This window comes from Bacillus sp. SDLI1 (genome assembly GCF_001553895.1).
Classification (GTDB): Bacteria; Bacillota; Bacilli; order Bacillales; family Bacillaceae; genus Bacillus; species Bacillus siamensis.
Window position 1 is genome coordinate 3,798,641 of sequence record NZ_CP013950.1, and the last position, 17,378, is coordinate 3,816,018.

Annotated in this window: 16 protein-coding genes; 10 read left to right on the forward strand and 6 right to left on the reverse strand. The window is 45.6% G+C overall.

Annotated elements, in window-relative coordinates; genetic code table 11:
• The first annotated feature begins 12 nt into the window (after window positions 1–12).
• Window positions 13–1,128: a M20/M25/M40 family metallo-hydrolase gene (locus tag AUL54_RS18725; RefSeq protein ID WP_060964816.1), complete on the forward strand. Its 1,116-nt coding sequence runs from the start codon at window positions 13–15 to the stop codon at window positions 1,126–1,128.
• Between the two features lie 85 nt (window positions 1,129–1,213).
• Here AUL54_RS18725 and AUL54_RS18730 read toward each other — a convergent pair whose 3' ends face one another.
• Together AUL54_RS18730 and AUL54_RS18735 are read right to left on the reverse strand one after the other, a co-directional pair.
• Complete coding sequence (locus tag AUL54_RS18730; protein ID WP_020956057.1) at window positions 1,214–2,050, reverse strand: membrane protein insertase YidC; 837 nt, start codon at window positions 2,048–2,050, stop codon at window positions 1,214–1,216.
• Between the two features lie 32 nt (window positions 2,051–2,082).
• Entirely contained in the window at window positions 2,083–2,364 is a 282-nt protein-coding gene (locus tag AUL54_RS18735; RefSeq protein ID WP_003153239.1) for a hypothetical protein, read from the reverse strand.
• Between the two features lie 75 nt (window positions 2,365–2,439).
• Between AUL54_RS18735 and AUL54_RS18740 the strand changes: the two genes are divergently transcribed.
• Together AUL54_RS18740 and gndA are read left to right on the forward strand one after the other, a co-directional pair.
• Window positions 2,440–3,684, forward strand: coding sequence for a DNA polymerase IV (locus AUL54_RS18740; protein ID WP_060964817.1), 1,245 nt, complete (start codon window positions 2,440–2,442; stop codon window positions 3,682–3,684).
• 108 nt (window positions 3,685–3,792) lie between these two features.
• On the forward strand, window positions 3,793–5,202 hold the full coding sequence (gene gndA, locus AUL54_RS18745; protein WP_007408395.1) for an NADP-dependent phosphogluconate dehydrogenase: 1,410 nt from the start codon (window positions 3,793–3,795) through the stop codon (window positions 5,200–5,202).
• A 90-nt stretch (window positions 5,203–5,292) separates the two neighbouring features.
• Here gndA and zwf read toward each other — a convergent pair whose 3' ends face one another.
• Entirely contained in the window at window positions 5,293–6,762 is a 1,470-nt protein-coding gene (gene zwf / locus AUL54_RS18750; protein ID WP_060964818.1) for a glucose-6-phosphate dehydrogenase, read from the reverse strand.
• Between the two features lie 208 nt (window positions 6,763–6,970).
• Here zwf and rnz point away from each other — a divergent pair, with 208 nt between their 5' ends.
• Complete coding sequence (rnz, locus tag AUL54_RS18755) at window positions 6,971–7,897, forward strand: ribonuclease Z (protein WP_060964819.1); 927 nt, start codon at window positions 6,971–6,973, stop codon at window positions 7,895–7,897.
• A 78-nt stretch (window positions 7,898–7,975) separates the two neighbouring features.
• Complete coding sequence (gene rpmG / locus AUL54_RS20925) at window positions 7,976–8,125, forward strand: 50S ribosomal protein L33 (RefSeq protein WP_003153246.1); 150 nt, start codon at window positions 7,976–7,978, stop codon at window positions 8,123–8,125.
• Between the two features lie 45 nt (window positions 8,126–8,170).
• Here the strand turns inward: rpmG and AUL54_RS18760 are convergent, their stop codons facing one another.
• The 3 genes from AUL54_RS18760 to loaP form a co-directional block, all read right to left on the reverse strand.
• Window positions 8,171–8,947: an alpha/beta fold hydrolase gene (locus AUL54_RS18760; protein ID WP_060964820.1), complete on the reverse strand. Its 777-nt coding sequence runs from the start codon at window positions 8,945–8,947 to the stop codon at window positions 8,171–8,173.
• Between the two features lie 116 nt (window positions 8,948–9,063).
• Window positions 9,064–10,080: an NADPH dehydrogenase NamA gene (gene namA, locus AUL54_RS18765; RefSeq protein ID WP_060964821.1), complete on the reverse strand. Its 1,017-nt coding sequence runs from the start codon at window positions 10,078–10,080 to the stop codon at window positions 9,064–9,066.
• 354 nt (window positions 10,081–10,434) lie between these two features.
• Complete coding sequence (gene loaP / locus AUL54_RS18770; protein WP_003153257.1) at window positions 10,435–10,965, reverse strand: antiterminator LoaP; 531 nt, start codon at window positions 10,963–10,965, stop codon at window positions 10,435–10,437.
• 713 nt (window positions 10,966–11,678) lie between these two features.
• On the opposite strand from loaP, the gene fabD reads away from it, so the two are divergent.
• From fabD to AUL54_RS18795, 5 genes are read left to right on the forward strand one after another with little or no spacing between them, the layout of a single operon-like run.
• On the forward strand, window positions 11,679–13,937 hold the full coding sequence (fabD, locus tag AUL54_RS18775; protein ID WP_060964822.1) for an ACP S-malonyltransferase: 2,259 nt from the start codon (window positions 11,679–11,681) through the stop codon (window positions 13,935–13,937).
• Between the two features lie 40 nt (window positions 13,938–13,977).
• A complete protein-coding gene (locus tag AUL54_RS18780; RefSeq protein WP_060964823.1) occupies window positions 13,978–14,958 on the forward strand; it encodes an LnmK family bifunctional acyltransferase/decarboxylase in 981 nt (326 codons plus the stop codon).
• Window positions 14,959–14,982: 24 nt separating this feature from the next.
• The gene (locus AUL54_RS18785) at window positions 14,983–15,255 is read left to right on the forward strand and encodes an acyl carrier protein (protein WP_060964824.1); all 273 of its coding nucleotides are present in this window, start codon (window positions 14,983–14,985) and stop codon (window positions 15,253–15,255) included.
• Window positions 15,252–16,616, forward strand: coding sequence for a long-chain fatty acid--CoA ligase (locus AUL54_RS18790; protein ID WP_060964825.1), 1,365 nt, complete (start codon window positions 15,252–15,254; stop codon window positions 16,614–16,616). Before AUL54_RS18785 ends, AUL54_RS18790 begins: the two co-directional genes overlap by 4 nt.
• 14 nt (window positions 16,617–16,630) lie before the next feature.
• On the forward strand, window positions 16,631–17,368 hold the full coding sequence (locus AUL54_RS18795) for an SDR family oxidoreductase (RefSeq protein WP_060964826.1): 738 nt from the start codon (window positions 16,631–16,633) through the stop codon (window positions 17,366–17,368).
• Window positions 17,369–17,378 lie beyond the last annotated feature (10 nt).

A 17,378-nucleotide genomic window follows, 5' to 3' on the forward strand; every position in this document is an offset into this window, starting at 1 on the left:
GAGGAACTGAAAATGGTAAACGAAAAACGCCTGCTTGAAGAATTTCTGGAACTTGTTCAAATTGATTCAGAAACAAAACACGAAGCGGAAATCAGCAAGGTGCTCAAACAAAAATTCACTGATTTAGGATTGAGCGTAAAAGAAGACGATACAAAAGAAGTGACGGGGCATGGAGCCGGCAACTTAATCTGTACGTTAAAGGGCACAAAAGATGCGGATACGATTTATTTCACATCGCATATGGACACTGTTGTTCCGGGAAAAGGCGTTAAGCCGATTGTGGAAGACGGCTATGTCAAAACCGACGGCACGACGATTCTAGGCGCTGATGATAAGACGGGCCTTGCCGCAATGTTTGAAGCCATTAAAGTGCTGAAAGAACAAAACATCGAGCACGGAACGATTGAGTTCATCATCACGGCCGGAGAAGAATCAGGATTAGTCGGAGCAAAAGCAATGGATCGTTCCGATATTACCGCGAAATACGGTTTTGCGCTTGATTCAGACGGAAAAGTCGGCAACATTATTGTAGCCGCACCGACACAAGCGAAAGTGAGAGCAACCATTTTCGGAGAAACGGCTCATGCGGGAGTAGAACCGGAAAAAGGCATCTCCGCGATTACAATCGCATCAAAAGCAATCTCAAAAATGCCGCTCGGCCGTATTGATGAAGAAACAACGGCTAATATCGGACGTTTTGAAGGAGGCACGCAAACCAATATCGTCTGCGATCAAGTTGATATTCTGGCAGAAGCGCGTTCGTTAGTGCCTGAAAAAATGGAAGCGCAAGTGCAGAAAATGAAGGAAGCTTTCGAATCTGCGGCAGCTGAGATGGGAGGCCGCGCAGAAGTGGACATCGCAGTCATGTATCCGGGTTTCAAATACCAGGACGGCGATCAGGTTGTGGAAGTCGCGAAAAAAGCGGCGGCAAAAATCGGCCGGCCGAGCGAACTTCAGACGAGCGGCGGCGGAAGTGACGCGAACATCATTGCCGGCCACGGCATTCCGACAGTCAACCTGTCAGTAGGTTATGAACAAATCCATACGAAAAATGAAAAAATGCCGATTGAAGAGCTCGTCAAAACGGCGGAAATGGTCGTTGCCATTATCGAAACAGCAGCCAACTAAAAACGAAGCACCCAATGAATTGGGTGTTTTTTTTCGTCAGATACACACGAAAAAACCTGCCGGAATTCACACGGCAGGTTCAATATTATGATTTTGCGGGCTCCGCCTGAGCCGCAGCTTGTTTCTTTTTATGATGCGTCTGCTGTAAAAGCACGTTCTGCACTGTCAAAAACAGTCCGCTTGTAAACCAGTAAAGCGGAAGCGCAGCCGGTACGTTAAGTGAAAAAATGGTCATCATGACAGGGAAAATAAAGACCATGATTTTTGCTGACTGCATCGCGGCCGGATTTTGAGCGGCCGGTGAATATTTCTCGTTTAATTTTTGGGAAATATAAGCCTGTAAGAAATACATGGCGCCCGCGCACAGTGATACAAGAATATCAGAATGCCCTAAGCTGAACCACAGAAATGAGTGTGAAGCGATTTCCGGCGTTGAGCGGATGGCGTAATAAAAACCGATCAAAATCGGGAATTGCACCAGCATCGGAAGGCATCCCATTGCCATCGGATTCAGATTGTGCTCACGGTAAAGCTTCATCATTTCCATTTGCAGTTCTTTTTGTTTCTCCGCATCTTTCGTTTGTTTCATTTTAGCCTGAATGCTGTCGACCTGCGGTTTGATCACAGCCATTTTTTCCTGGAACACCCGCTGTTTCTTAAATTGGTTCACAAACAAAGGCAATACAACGATCCGGACGATAATCGTCACCAGAATAATCGACAGTCCGTACTCACCGTGGAACAGGCCCGCCACTCCTTTTAAAAGTGCCGAAAACGGCTCGATCAGGTAATCGTGGAAAAACCCGATATTCCCGAGGCCTCCCGTCTGAGTCTGAGATGTCGCTGCAAAAGCCGAGCGGCCTGTGCACAGTACGATAAAAAATAATCCGAATGCTATCCATTTTTGATATGTTTTAGACAATTATGTCTCCTCCTTTTTATCTTCACTTGCCGTTATAAAAGGAGGAAGCTGACATCTTCATCATCATTCGCCGGTGAATTCATGCGGATGACTTTACGTATCCAAGTTGTAATGCGATGATATATAATAATAAGAAAGTCTGTTCGGTTCAGCTGAACGACTGCTTGATGTTCATCTATTCGTTTCGTTCTCCAATGCTCGCCTGCGCGGCGCTCACGCAAAAGAAAAGCGATGCCGATCGCGGTCAGAGCGGGAAGAATAATTGTGAAAAAATCGACTAAAAATAAAAAGTCATTCATTGACTCAAGAATCATTTTATCACATCCATTCAGCTCTTATTTTACTACATATATATAAGGTTGTCTATGAAAGGAAAGGAGGCGCCGGGAGTGGCCGGAAAAGGGAGAATTATATTTCATATCGATATGAACAGTTTTTATGCCTCTGTGGAAATGGCGTATGATCCGTCTTTAAAGGGAAAACCTCTCGCCGTTGCCGGAAACGTGAAGGAACGGCGAGGAATCATCGTCACCTGCAGCTATGAAGCGAGAGCGCGGGGCGTAAAGACCACCATGCCGGTGTGGCAGGCAAAACGCCTCTGTCCGGAACTTATCGTCGTTCCTCCGAATTTTGACCGCTACCGGAGTTCGTCAAAAGAAATGTTCAGCATTCTGAGGGAGTATACGGATTTAGTCGAACCGGTTTCTATTGATGAAGGATACATGGATATTACGGACACACCCCACGGACACAGGGCGTATGAGACAGCCGCAGACATTCAGGCAAGGCTGCAAAAAGAGCTTTTGCTTCCGTCAAGCATCGGCATCGCTCCGAATAAATTTCTCGCCAAGATGGCGTCTGATATGAAAAAACCGCTCGGCATCACCATTTTAAGAAAAAGAGAGCTGCCCGACATATTGTGGCCTCTCCCGATTGAAGAGATGCACGGTATAGGAACGAAGACTGCGGAAAAAATAAAAACGCTCGGCATCAAAACGATCGGTGATTTGGCAAAAGGAGACGAACGGGCGCTGAAAATGCTGCTCGGCATAAACGGGCCGAGGCTGAAGGATAAGGCGAACGGCATCCACCACGCAGAAGTCGATCCCGAACGGATTTATGAATTTAAAAGCGTCGGCAACTCATCCACCCTTTCGCATGATTCGGCTGACTGGGATGAATTAACCGGCGTGTTTGACCGGCTCGCGCTGTCTGTAAGCGAACGGCTTCAGCGTAAGGAGGTCATGGCCTGCCGGCTGTTTATCATGATCCGCTATGCGGATTGGAAAACGGTCACAAGAAGCATGACCCTCAGCAATCCGGCTGATCAGAAAAAAGACATCATGAATGCGGCGATGGAACTGTTTGACAAGCACTGGAACCAAAAACCGGTGAGGCTTCTCGGCATCACCGGAACGGAACTGGTCGAAAAACAGCAGGCGTACAAACAGCTTGATCTGTTTTCATTCAAGGAGGATGCAAAGGACGAGCCGATTGTTCAGATGATGAACGAGCTGAATGAAAAATACGGCCGACACATGATCCGAAAAGGCGCCGTCATGAAAAAAGAAGAAAGCAAAACAAGGGGAACGAGCTTTAACAGAGACTTTTTTCAGGATGAAAAGAAAAGGTGAATAACTTGAAAAAAGGGGTTATGTATGATAATTTCTTTAGTATAAATATCATTTTATTTTAATTTAAATTTTAAAATGGTTAAACGTTTGAAGAAGGGACGTTAGAATATGTCAAAACAACAAATCGGAGTTATCGGTCTTGCGGTAATGGGTAAAAATCTGGCTCTTAACATTGAAAGCCGGGGATTTTCTGTGTCTGTATACAACAGATCAAGCAGCAAAACGGAAGAGTTTTTAGAAGAGGCAAAAGGCAAAAATGTTGTCGGTACATACAGCATTGAGGAGTTTGTCCAGTCTCTTGAAACACCCCGCAAAATTTTATTAATGGTTAAAGCGGGAACTGCAACGGATGCGACGATTCAATCTCTTCTTCCTCATCTGGAAAAAGACGATATTTTGATTGACGGCGGAAATACATACTATAAAGATACACAGCGCCGGAACAAAGAGCTTGCCGAAAGCGGCATTCACTTTATCGGAACGGGTGTATCAGGCGGTGAAGAGGGAGCGCTTAAGGGGCCTTCTATTATGCCGGGCGGCCAAAAGGAAGCGCACGAACTCGTGAAGCCGATTTTGGAAGCCATTTCTGCTAAAGTGGACGGAGAAGCTTGTACGACATACATCGGCCCGGACGGAGCGGGGCACTATGTAAAAATGGTGCACAACGGTATCGAATACGGTGACATGCAGCTGATCTCTGAGTCATACTTCATTCTGAAACAGGTGCTCGGACTGTCTGCCGAAGAGCTTCATGAAGTATTCGCTGAGTGGAACAAAGGAGAGCTTGACAGCTATCTGATCGAAATCACGGCTGACATTTTCACTAAAAAAGATGAAGAAACGGGCAAACCGCTTGTTGATGTCATCCTTGATAAAGCAGGCCAAAAAGGAACGGGTAAATGGACAAGCCAAAGCGCTCTTGACTTAGGCGTGCCGCTTCCGATTATCACTGAATCTGTTTTTGCGCGTTTCATTTCCGCAATGAAAGAAGAGCGTGTGAAAGCAAGCAGCCTGTTGTCCGGACCTGACGTTAAGCCGGTCACTGAAAACAAAGAAGAGCTGATTGAAGCGGTCAGAAAAGCGCTCTTCATGAGTAAAATCTGTTCTTACGCACAAGGTTTCGCCCAAATGAAAGCTGCATCTGAAGAATATAACTGGGATCTGAAATACGGTGAAATCGCGATGATCTTCCGCGGCGGCTGTATCATCCGCGCGGCGTTCCTGCAAAAGATCAAAGATGCGTATGACCGTGAACCGGAGCTTGACAACCTGCTGTTAGACAGCTATTTCAAAAACATTGCAGAAAGCTACCAAGGCGCCCTTCGCCAAGTGATTTCACTTGCCGTAGCCCAAGGCGTGCCGGTACCTTCGTTCTCAAGCGCACTTGCATATTACGATAGCTACCGTACGGCAGTGCTTCCTGCAAACTTGATTCAAGCGCAGCGTGACTACTTCGGCGCGCATACGTACGAACGCACGGATAAAGAAGGCATTTTCCATACTGAATGGATGAAGTAATGAAGAAGCCCCCGCAATAACTGCGGGGGCTTTTCTGATATGTAAAAACCGCGGGCCTTATGAACAGCGCCGCGGTTTTTTAATTTCTTCTTATATATTCCACCAGTGAAGGCCGTCTTTTTCTAAGAGGTCGTCTGAAGCCTTAGGTCCCATTGATCCGGCTTCATAATTCGGGGAAAGGGTTTTGTCGGCTGCCCATGTTTCGGAAATCGCGTCGACGAAATTCCAAGAAAGCGCCACTTCGTCCCAATGGGCAAAGTTCGTTGCATCACCGAGCAGACAGTCGTGAATCAACTTTTCGTAAGCTTCCGGTGTGTTCATTTCGTCACTGCAGTTGCTGCAGTAGTCCAGCTTAATCGGCTGAGCATGTGCGGCTCCGCCTAATTTTTTAGCATTCAGATATAAAGTGATGCCTTCATCCGGCTGGATGTGGATGACAAGCAGGTTCGGATTTACATTCGTTTCATTGCCGTAATATAGGTTCATCGGAATGTCTTTAAATTGAACGACGATTTTCGTTGATTTTTCTTTCATCCGTTTCCCTGTTCGGATGTAAAACGGAACGCCGGCCCAGCGGAAGTTGTCGATTAACAGCTTTCCGGACACGAATGTTTCCGTATTGGAATCCGGTGCTACGTTTTGCTCATCTGTATAGCTCGGTACAGAGTTTCCGTTGATCGTTCCCGCTTGGTATTGTCCGCGGACGAAGTAATCGCCCACTTCATTTGGAGCGACAGGGCGGAGAGCTCTCAGCACCTTCACTTTTTCGCTGCGGATTTCTTCTGTGTTCAGTTTAATAGGCGGTTCCATTGCTAAGAGAGCGACCATTTGTAAAATGTGATTTTGAACCATATCGCGGAGTGCGCCTGATTTTTCATAATATCTCGCACGATCCTCAACGCCGAGATCTTCACTTGACGTAATCTGGATGTTTGAGATGTAGCGGTTATTCCAAAGCGGTTCAAACAACGCATTCGCAAAACGGATGACTTCGATGTTTTGAACCATTTGCTTGCCTAAGTAATGGTCGATCCGATAAATTTGATCTTCTGTGAAAGCTTCCCGTATTTCTTTGTTAAGCTCTTTCGCACTCGGCAGGTCATGGCCGAACGGTTTTTCAATTACGAGACGGGACCAGCCTTTTGTCGCTGTGACACCTTCATTTTTAAGCGATTTTGCGATTGTGCCGAAAAACTCAGGGGCCATTGCCAAGTAAAACATTCGGTTATTCGGGATTTCATATGTATGTTCAAGCTGATCAAGCAGGACATTCAGCTCCTGATAGGAACCCGGATTCGTTACATCAAACGGATGGTAATAAAAATGAGATGTGAAATCATCTATGTCTTTTTGCCCAGCCGAAGAAACAGACGTTTTAACGGTTTCACGGAGGTCCTCGTTTGACCAAGGTCTTCTTCCAACACCTACAACTGCAAACTCTTCACCAATCTGACCATTTTTATATAAACGGTGAATGGATGGGTAAAGTTTTCGTTTTGCCAAATCCCCTGTGGCACCAAATATTACAATTACTGCTTTTGGTTTGTCGTTTGTTTTCACTTAGAGTACCTCACTTTATCTGAAGCATGGTTTAAAACCCCGCATATTTCCTTCATTTTAAATCTAAAATTCGTTGAAAGCAAATGTTTCAGCCTGTTTTTTGAGGTTTACAGAAAAAAATTAATCAGGCCGGAGAAGCCCCGGGTGAATTCACATTTTCAGCCTGATCCTGTATCCTTAGTAGTACAAAGATCTAGGAGGAAGCATTGTGGAATTATTATTTTTAGGGACGGGGGCCGGCATGCCGGCAAAGGCGAGAAACGTAACGTCCGTCGCGCTGAAGCTTCTTGAAGAAAGGCGTTCCGTATGGCTGTTTGATTGCGGAGAAGCCACTCAGCATCAGATATTACATACAACAATCAAACCGAGGAAAATCGAAAAGATTTTCATCACCCATCTTCACGGTGACCATGTTTACGGTCTTCCGGGTCTGTTGGGAAGCCGGTCATTTCAGGGCGGTGAAGAAGAGCTGACGATTTACGGGCCAAAAGGCATAAAAGCATTTATTGAAACAAGCCTGAATGTGACGGCGACTCATTTGACGTATCCTCTTACCGTACATGAAATTGAAGAGGGAACGGTTTTTGAAGATGAGCAATTCATCGTTACCGCAACATCCGTCATTCACGGTGTAGAAGCGTTCGGCTACCGTGTACAGGAGAAAGATATTCCCGGTGCATTGCAGGCCGGCAGACTGAAGGAAATGAATATTCCACCCGGCCCCGTCTATCAGAAGATCAAAAAAGGCGAAACAGTCACGCTTGATGATGGAAGAATAATTGATGGACAGGATTTTTTGGAGCCGCCGAAAAAGGGGAGGATCGTCGCTTTTTCAGGGGATACCCGGGCATCAGAGCGGGTAACGGAGCTTGCGCGCAATGCCGATGTACTTGTTCATGAAGCGACGTTTGCTAAAGAAGATGCAAAGCTTGCGCATAATTACTATCATGCGACGACAGAACAAGCTGCACAAACGGCAAAAAAAGCAGGCGCCAAACAGCTGATCTTAACTCATATCAGCGCAAGGTATCAAGGCGAATCACCGATAGAGCGTCTGGAACATGAGGCGAAAGCGGTATTTGAAAACAGCAGGATCGCATTTGACTTCATGGAAGTCACAGTGGAACGCTCTTAAAAAATGGACGCTTGACATTTTGATTTGAGGGTATATAATAAAACGTAATTATTACGATTTGATCGAGAGGTGAAAATGATGCGTGTGAATGTAACATTGGCCTGCACAGAGACAGGGGACAGAAACTATATCACGACGAAGAACAAACGGACGAATCCGGATCGATTAGAAATGAAGAAGTATTCACCCCGGTTGAAAAAGTATACTTTACATCGTGAGACGAAGTAGATCACGATAAAAAAGCCATTGTGCTCCGGCACAATGGCTTTTGTTTTATGAGTTTACCGCCTGATAGGCCGGAGCATTCATTTGCTGGCGCGCCGCACACCAAACATCATAAATGGCAAGGTGGACGATATGCGGTTCATCGTGATGAATGGCGTGAGAACTGTTTTTGGCCTGAATCCATCCGCTTTGATAAGAGACATCGAGCATGCTTCTGTGCAGTTTCATCCATTCTTCATGAGCGTGCTTTAAGCGCTCATCACGCTCTCCCGATGATAAAATCAACAGCGGCATATCGCCGAAATGAATCTGCTGGTGCTTGATCTGCCGAAGGCTCGTCAAAAATTCCGCGTGTGATCCTTCTAATCTGAACTGCTTCAGGTAGGCCGCTTTCATTTCCGCGGGAAGAAGCGGAAGCACTTTCGTCTCCTGATCTTCAGAAACCGGGTCAAGGAGCACCATTCCGAGAATATCCCGTCGGTTTCGGCTCGCCCAAAGTCTGCTGATAATCGTGCCGTATGAATGCGAGACGACAAGGTAAGGAGGCTTGACGCCCGCCTTCAGCAGAAGGGCGTTTAATTCCTGTACCATGTGATCTGCCGTTCGCTTGTTTCTGCTTTGGCCGCTTTTGCCGATTCCGGCTCTGTCATATGTGAAAACCCCAAATTCTTCATCTATGTCAGTGAGTAATGGTGTCCATGTTTCAGAAGAAGTGCCGCAGCCGGCTTCAAAGACGATCGTCACTTCGCCGGCACCTTTACGGTGTTTTGTATAAAACGGACAGCCGTCAATCAGGTATGTCCTTTCCATCCATGCTGCTTTCATTGGAGTCATCCCCTCTAATTGGTTCTATAAGGAAGACGGAGATGCTTCGGCGATCGTTTCTCAAAAAATAAAAAAAAGAGACAGCCGATGATAAAAATTTCCGGCTGTCTCTTCTGTCACCATGCTCTGTCGTATTGAACCGGCGACGGTATTTCTGTATTCAGCTGCTTCGCTGCACTTCTTGCAAAATGCGGATCGCGCAGAAGTTCTCTCGCGACAAAAATGAGGTCAGCGCGGTTGTTTTGCAGAATTTCTTCGGCCATTGTCCCTGTCGTTATCAAACCGACGGCGCCTGTTGCGATTTCGGCCTGCTCACGGATTTTCTCCGCAAAGCTCACTTGATAGCCGGGGAAGACGTTAATATCAGCTTGAACGAGTGCGCCTGAGCTGCAATCAATCAGGTCGACTCCCTGCTCCTTCATCCACTTCGCAAAGCCGATATGATCGGCAATGTCCAGCCCCTTATCAGTATAATCAGATGCGGAAACACGGACAAATAGCGGTCCGTCCCAGACTTCCTTGACGGCTTCAATGGTCTCGCCTAAGAAGCGGTAGCGGTTTTCATGTGAGCCGCCGTATTCATCTGTACGGTGATTGGACAGCGGTGACAAAAATTCGTGCATTAAGTAGCCGTGTGCCGCATGAAGCTCGATAATGTCAAAGCCGGCTTTTTTCGCACGCGCCGCGGCCTGTTTGAATTCCTGAATGGTTTCTTTAATTTGTTCTATCGTCATTTCAGCCGGTGTTTTGGACTGCTCATCGAAAGGAATGGCTGAAGGAGCGTAAATGTCTCCGTCAAGCTCTGCTTTACGTCCCGCGTGCGCGAGCTGAATGCCGATTTTAGACCCTTGTGCTTTCACTTGTTCTGTCAGTTTGGCAAAGCCTTCGATATGATCGTCGCTCCAAATGCCCAAATCCTGATCGGTAATACGTCCCTGCGGATTAACGGCTGTCGCTTCAACGATAATCAGACCGACCTGACCGATTGCACGCGATATGTAGTGCGCCATATGAAAAGGCTGCAGTTTTCCGTCCTTTTCATGTGAGGAATACATGCACATCGGTGCCATAACAATACGGTTTTTGATCGTTACATCTTTAACGGTCCATGGTGTAAATAATTTTCTGGCCATTTATTTCGCCTCCCGGAATGTTTTTAGACATTGATTATAACAACTCATGATCATTCAGTCATATAAACTGCTCACAGCTGAACACATCGTTCTTATTGTTCTGAACGGGCATTTTTCTTATACACATCGGGGCCGTATCTTCATAACAGGGATCATATAGCAAATATAGATGAGAAACGCACCGATGACTGCGTGGCCTCCTTTGAACCAGTTTGTCAGGATGAAAATACTGCCTTGAAAACAAAAAGTCTGACCGTGACGGTGGTGAGCGGGGTTATTTTGATGTCGGGCTTTCGTCTGTTTATATAAAAAGGGCATCAACGGCACATGCTGTTGATGCTTTTTTTTGAAATGCTAGGGTTTGGAGAGCACTTCAATTCCGACGTTGACCATTTTGTCCAGTCCCATAAAAGACAGGCAGATTTTGGCGCGTCTTTTTCTTTTATCGATCTTTTTAATAATGCCTTCCATTCCTTTAAGAGGTCCTGAGGCAACGGTTACTTTTGAATTTTCAATATAGACTTTTGAATAATCTACAGTGTCTCCTTCTCCGATCAGCCTGATAATAGGGAGGATTTCTTCATCCTTAATTGTCGTGAAATAGGTTTTACGCTCTTTGGAATAATATGCGCCGTTATTCACGATTCTGCATGAAATGGGGAGTTCTTTGATTTTATGAAATGTCCGCTCTGTCATCTTTGTTTTAAACAGCACATATCCCGGAAACATTTTTTTGAGTGCCTCGTATTTGATTCCGGCTTTTCGTTCTGTGACTTTTTTCTTGGGTATGATTGAGTAGAGAGCCTGCTCATCAAACTGCAGACGCAGAAATTTTTGCACTGCTTCTTCTTTTCCCGACTCTACAAAAAGTGCGTACCATTTCATGACTGGATCCTCCTTAGAATAATAAGAAATTATTATACAAAGAAAGTATTTAATGGATAGTATTTAAAGTGATTAAAAATTTTTCTAATTCGTCTTTTTTTTACATAATATATGAAAATGAAAAATAAGTATAGACCCAATTGACAGAGAAGCGATGAATTTTCTTTGACATGAAAAGGGTTCAGGGAATTGTCTGACATTTTATCCGCCGAACATAAAACTGTGGAATAAATGTCAGAAAATAACGAAAAAAAGGTCTTGACATTATTATCTATAAATTGATATTATTCTCTTTAAATAGCAACTATTTGTTAAATTTATTAAATTGATGTAAAGCACCTATTAAATTTCAATCGCTGTTTCGGCACGTTGAAGAGGAAATAGGGATTATAAAAATGATTGCAGTGTATATATCTACATATACATGATAAGGGAGAAGTGTGCCGTCATGGCTGTTTTCGGGCATATTGGCACTGCAGCTTGTCATGAGAAACATTCAGTAAACAAGTAATATGTTTTAATATAAATTATGTCAGAAAAGGAAAACACAATGCGTTTGCGATTTTTAAACCTGTGCTGAATCGCAAACGCGTTTGTGTTTTTATTTTTATGCCGGTGTTTACACCAGTCAATATATGAATATAAGAGACGTTTTTGTATGGAGAACCACATGTGATGTACAAAATTGGCGATGCGGAAAGGATGAGGATAAGATGCTTACGTTTGTTTTCCCGGGGCAGGGTTCTCAATTTAAAGGAATGGGAGCCGGACTGTTTGATGAATTTCAAGATCTGACACGTCAGGCTGATGACATATTAGGCTACTCTATAGAAGAATTGTGTCTGGAGGATCCGAATCACCAGCTGGGGAAAACGCAATTTACCCAGCCGGCGTTATATACGGTGAGTGCACTCAGTTATTTAAAGAAAATGAAAGAGTCCGGCAGAGAGCCTGATTACGCCGCAGGGCACAGTTTAGGAGAATATAATGCGTTATTTGCGGCCGGCTGCTTTGATTTTGAGACCGGTTTGCAGCTTGTAAAAAAAAGAGGGGAGCTCATGAGCAAGGCAGCTCCCGGAGGCATGGCGGCGGTTTTGGGGTTTACGGCTGAACAAGTAAAAGAGGTTCTATCCGATTATCATCTGACCGGCATTGATATCGCTAACCACAATTCACCTTCGCAAATTGTGATCGCCGGAACGAAACAAGACATTGAAAAAGCGGGCCCCGTCTTTGAAAAAGCCGGCGTGAGAATGTACCTTCCTTTAAATGTGAGCGGCGCCTTCCATTCCCGCTATATGAAAGATGCTGAAAAAGAGTTTGCAGATTATTTAGAAGAAACGGCGTTTTTGCCTCTTCGTTTTCCGGTGATCTCAAATCTTCATGCCGCACCTTATAAGAATGACGAAATCAAAACAAATCTGACTTTGCAAATGACCAATCAGGTAAAGTGGACGGACACGATACGCCGTCTGATGGGAATTGAAAATAATGAAATTGCAGAAGTCGGGCCCGGGGAAGTGCTGACAAAACTGACGCGGCAGATTAAAAAAGATGCCGTCCCATTACCTATGCCGAAAGAAGAGTCTGATACTGCTGATGTTAAAGCATCGGCAGCTGATTCACAAAAAACGGCGGGAATGAGATTAGGGAACGAAGATTTTAAAAAAGATTATAACATCCAATATGCTTACATGACGGGCTCCATGTACAGGGGAATTGCTTCGGAACAGATGGTCATTAAAGCGGCAAAAGCGGGAATGCTGGGCTTTTACGGAACGGGCGGATTGAGTATCGAACGGATCGGACAGGCCATCGGAACCATCAGATCTGCACTGCGGCAAGGGGAAACATTCGGAATGAACCTTCTTCATCATATGATGTCACCTGACAAGGAAGTCAGAATGATAGATTTATATTTGAAAAACGGCATTCATCTTATTGAAGCATCGGCATTTATGGGCATAACCCCCGCTCTCGTTATATACAGAGCAAAGGGATTAAGCAGGAATCATGACGGATCGGTGTCAGTTCAAAACAGAATCATCGCGAAAGTATCCCGGCCTGAAGTCGCTGAGGCCTTTCTGAATCCGGCTCCGGCTCATATGCTGGAAAGACTTGTGTCTGACAATCGGCTGACAGCCGGGGAAGCGGCGCTTGCAAAAGAAATTCCGATGGCTGATGACATTTGCGTTGAAGCGGATTCAGGAGGGCATACCGACCAAGGGATTCCGTATACATTAATGCCTGCCATGATCAGACTCAGAGACCGCATGATGGAGAAGCACGGGTATGCGAAAAAAGTAAGAATCGGCGCAGCCGGCGGAATCGGCACTCCGGAAGCGGCTGCTGCCGCGTTTCTGCTCGGCGCCGAATTTATCGGAACCGGTTCTATTAATCAATGCACGGTCGAAGCCGGGACAAGTGATTCAGTGAAAGATCTGCTTCAGGAAGCGAACGTGCAGGATACGTCATACGCTCCCGCGGGAGATATGTTTGAAGCGGGAGCAAGGGTGCAGGTGCTGAAAAAAGGCCTGTTTTTCCCGGCCAGAGCCAATAAACTCTTTGACTTGTACAGACAATACAATTCTTTAGATGAAATAGATGAAAAAACGAAAACATTAATTGAAGATAAGTATTTCCAGCGCAGTTTTGAAGAAGTGTATGAGCAGTTGAAACATGATAAATCTCCTGAACAGATCGCCAAAGCTGAACAGAATCCGAAACACAAAATGGCGATGGTATTTAAATGGTATTTTTCCCATACGACGAGGCTCGCTCTGGAAGGAAAAAGCGAAAGTAAAATAGATTACCAAATTCATTGCGGCCCTGCACTCGGCGCATTTAATCAATGGGTGAAAGGAACCCCGCTTGAAAATTGGAGAAACAGGCATGTCGATTTGATCGGCAAACAGCTCATGGAAGAAACAGCCGGCCTTCTTGCGCAAAGGCTGGTATCGATTACAGGCTGAGTATGACCGGACATTACATTTTTTCTGCGGAGGACAGACCATGCTGATTGAAAATCATGAATTAACGATGAGCCATGTCGGGTTAGGGAATTTGAATGAGTACGCGCTGCTGCTGTTATTCGGCAACGCACACAGTCACCATTTAACGGACGGAACGGGATTCCGGCCTGATCAGATGGCCGATCACCAAGGGCTGATTTTGTATCCGGCTTATTTTATGACACATCTCAAAGTTCCTTCAGATAAGCCTCTTGATCAGTACCGATTATGGGACGAGGTTTCCGTCGGGGTCGATATCTCCCGGTTTGGAGAAACCATATTAGAATCTGATTATTTGTTCGGGCCGAAAGGAGCGGTCAGCTCTGATAAAAGCGAGTGGGACCCCGGGCGGTTTCCTTCTATGAAAGCCAATAGTTTAATTGTCGTCGACGTCACACAAACAGAAGGTTCGACCCGCAAAGTCTCAGCGCCTAAGGCTGAATGCATTGCGGAACTTTCTAAGTTAGCCAAGCCGCCTTACGCGCTGATGCGGTCAAAGAAAATCAGAACGGACGCTTTCGGTATGAAGCCGGGCAACCTCAAAACAGCAGACCCCGTTTCATATCGGGTTCCTGTTGATCAGGATGCTGCGCCGGGGCATGCCATGGTGTTTGCGAAATTCAGCAAGATAATGGATGCGGCGGAATTTGAATGGATGACGCGCCGGTCGAAGCCGGGTTTTCCGGTTTCAATCGCGCGGCATTTATTTTTGCTTGAAAGAGAGACGTATTATTACGGAAATTGTTTTGCAGATGAAGAGCTTGATATTTATATGACGGGACACATTGAAGAATGCGATCCCGACTTTCACGGTGAGTCCCTCGGTATGATCTCAGTGGCGAAAATCAGCTATCAGATTGAAGTCTATATGAAAAGAAATCATACATTGCTGGCCATTTCCAAGGTGGATAAGCTGCTGGCGGTGCCGACCTCTTCACAAGATCATATTCCGGATTATAAACGGGTCATCAGAAGTTTATAAAATGAAGAATGGAGCTGAAAGCAAATGGAACAAACCAAGGAAATGAAGCAGATCATCGCTCAAATCATCCAGGATATTCAAGAACAGCAGTCATATCGGGCCGTTGAAGCGGGAGATAATGTGAGAGTCATAGAGGATCTGGGCTTCTCATCACTGGATATCGCTCAATTAGTCGCACAGATGGAGATGGAAACCGGAGTAGATCCTTTTTCACAAGGAGAAACAATTTCCAGCATTACAACCGTCGGCAGCATTTGTGATATTTATCAAAAATATATGGACAGTGCTCAATCATGAAAACAGAAAGCGGGAGAGATATCAGCTGGGTGACTGATAAGCTTAGGGAAACGCAAGACAGTGAGTTTCTCATTTTTAAAGGGCAGACTTTTACGTATGATGATTTGCTGACACGAATTAGCTTTTTTCAGAAAGAACTTGAACAAAACGGAATACGTGAAGGAGAATGTGTGGCGCTTATCGGGGATTATTCCCCGAACGCCATTTTTTTGCTGCTGGCGCTTCTGTTTAACCGAAATATCGTTGTCCCTCTCAGCAATGAATCAAGGGAAAAGCATCTCGATATGTTTGAAGACGCGAAAGTGAATCAAATCATTGAAATAAATGAAAATGACAGCTGGACGCTTCGTGAAGGTTCTAAAAGCGCCTCTCACCCTCTGCTTGATGACCTGCGAGAGAGAGGGGAGTCAGGCGTTATTATTTTCACATCGGGAACCTCCGGCAAAAGCAAAGCATCCGTGTTAAGCGCCGGCCGGCTGCTTGAAAAATACAAAACGGCGAAGAGAAAACCGCTGCGTACGCTCATTTTTCTGAAATTGGATCATATAGGCGGCATTAATACGCTGTTTGCGATTCTGTTTAACGGGGGAACGATCGTCACATCAGACAGCAGAACGCCGGAGTCCGTTTATCAGGCGGTCGACAAACATGCTGTCCAAGTACTCCCCGCCACCCCGACCTTTTTAAACATGCTGCTGATGTCCAATGCGGATGCCGGCTATAACCTCTCTTCACTCCAGCTGATCACTTACGGCACAGAACCGATGCCCCTATCAACGCTGCGCGGCATTCATCGGCTGTTTCCGGGTGTACGGCTGAAACAAACATACGGATTAACTGAACTGGGTATATTCTCAACGAAATCAAAAGACAGCCGATCCACTTGGATGAAAGTAGGCGGTGCCGGAACAGAGACCAAAATTACCGGAGGCACGCTTTGGGTCCGTTCTGAGTCGGCGATGCTCGGCTATTTAAATGCACCGTCACCTTTCGATGAAGACGGCTGGTACGACACCGGTGACCAGGTGGAAACAGACGGCGAATATATAAGAATTCTCGGAAGAAAGAGTGAAATCATTAATGTGGGCGGAGAGAAAGTTTTTCCGGCAGAGGTGGAAAGCGTTTTTCTGGAGATACCGAATGTCCGGGACGTTCTCATAACGGGCAGAAAAAATCCGATTACGGGCGAGATTGTCGCGGCAGAGGCCGTACTTGAAAAAGAGGAAGATATCAAATCTTTCAGAAAGCGGGCCGTAGCTCATTGCAGACAGAAGCTGCAGCCATATCAGATACCGCAGATCATTTCTGTTACAGATCGGAAACTGTCTAATGACCGATTTAAAAAAATAAGAAACGTGTAAAACAGGAGGTACATATGAATAACGGAAAAGTAGCGGTAGTCAGCGGAGGAAGCCGGGGACTCGGAAAATCGATTGTACAGGCGCTTTTGGATGAGGATTACAAAGTAGCCGCTTTCAGCCGCAGTGAATCTGATTTTATTAACACATTGAGAGAGAGTGAAAAGTACCGCGGCCGCTTTTATTGGGAAGCGGCGGATGCGGCGGATGATGCCGCCATGAAACAGTTTGTTCTTCAAGTATACCGCAAGTTTTCCAGAATAGACGGCTTGGTCAATAACGCCGGTTTGAACCTTGATCAGCTGCTGCCCCTGACCAATGATGAAGACATTGACCGCATCCTTAATCTGAATATCGGTTCAGTCATCAAGCTGACCCGAAATGTTTCCCGGGTCATGCTGAAACAAAATTCCGGATCAATCGTTAACATAAGCTCCATTATCGGCTCAAGAGGATTTAAAGGCACTTCTGTCTACAGCGCATCCAAAGCGGCTCTTGACGGCTTGACGAGAAGCCTGGCCAGAGAGCTCGGGTCCAAAGGAATCCGTGTCAATTCACTTGCGCCCGGTTTTGTGGACACCGATATGACGAAAAATATGCCGGAAAAACAAAAATCGCAGATTATCAGAAGGACGCCGATGGGGCGTTTAGGCGAAACAGACGATATGACCGGACTCGTTCGTTTCCTGCTTTCTCCTGAATCGTCCTTTATGACCGGACAGACAATGGCAATAGACGGCGGATTAACTTGTTAAAGCACAGAAA

Bases quoted from the DNA above. Each gene is read 5' to 3' on its own strand.
- fabD (WP_060964822.1), top strand. From the start codon at position 11,679: ATGCTTACGTTTGTTTTCCCGGGGCAGGGTTCTCAATTTAAAGGAATG.
- AUL54_RS18725 (WP_060964816.1), top strand. From the start codon at position 13: ATGGTAAACGAAAAACGCCTGCTTGAAGAATTTCTGGAACTTGTTCAA.
- namA (WP_060964821.1), bottom strand. From the start codon at position 10,080: ATGGCCAGAAAATTATTTACACCATGGACCGTTAAAGATGTAACGATC.
- AUL54_RS18790 (WP_060964825.1), top strand. From the start codon at position 15,252: ATGAAAACAGAAAGCGGGAGAGATATCAGCTGGGTGACTGATAAGCTT.
- AUL54_RS18785 (WP_060964824.1), top strand. From the start codon at position 14,983: ATGGAACAAACCAAGGAAATGAAGCAGATCATCGCTCAAATCATCCAG.
- AUL54_RS18780 (WP_060964823.1), top strand. From the start codon at position 13,978: ATGCTGATTGAAAATCATGAATTAACGATGAGCCATGTCGGGTTAGGG.
- rpmG (WP_003153246.1), top strand. From the start codon at position 7,976: ATGCGTGTGAATGTAACATTGGCCTGCACAGAGACAGGGGACAGAAAC.
- loaP (WP_003153257.1), bottom strand. From the start codon at position 10,965: ATGAAATGGTACGCACTTTTTGTAGAGTCGGGAAAAGAAGAAGCAGTG.
- AUL54_RS18760 (WP_060964820.1), bottom strand. From the start codon at position 8,947: ATGAAAGCAGCATGGATGGAAAGGACATACCTGATTGACGGCTGTCCG.
- gndA (WP_007408395.1), top strand. From the start codon at position 3,793: ATGTCAAAACAACAAATCGGAGTTATCGGTCTTGCGGTAATGGGTAAA.
- AUL54_RS18735 (WP_003153239.1), bottom strand. From the start codon at position 2,364: ATGATTCTTGAGTCAATGAATGACTTTTTATTTTTAGTCGATTTTTTC.
- AUL54_RS18795 (WP_060964826.1), top strand. From the start codon at position 16,631: ATGAATAACGGAAAAGTAGCGGTAGTCAGCGGAGGAAGCCGGGGACTC.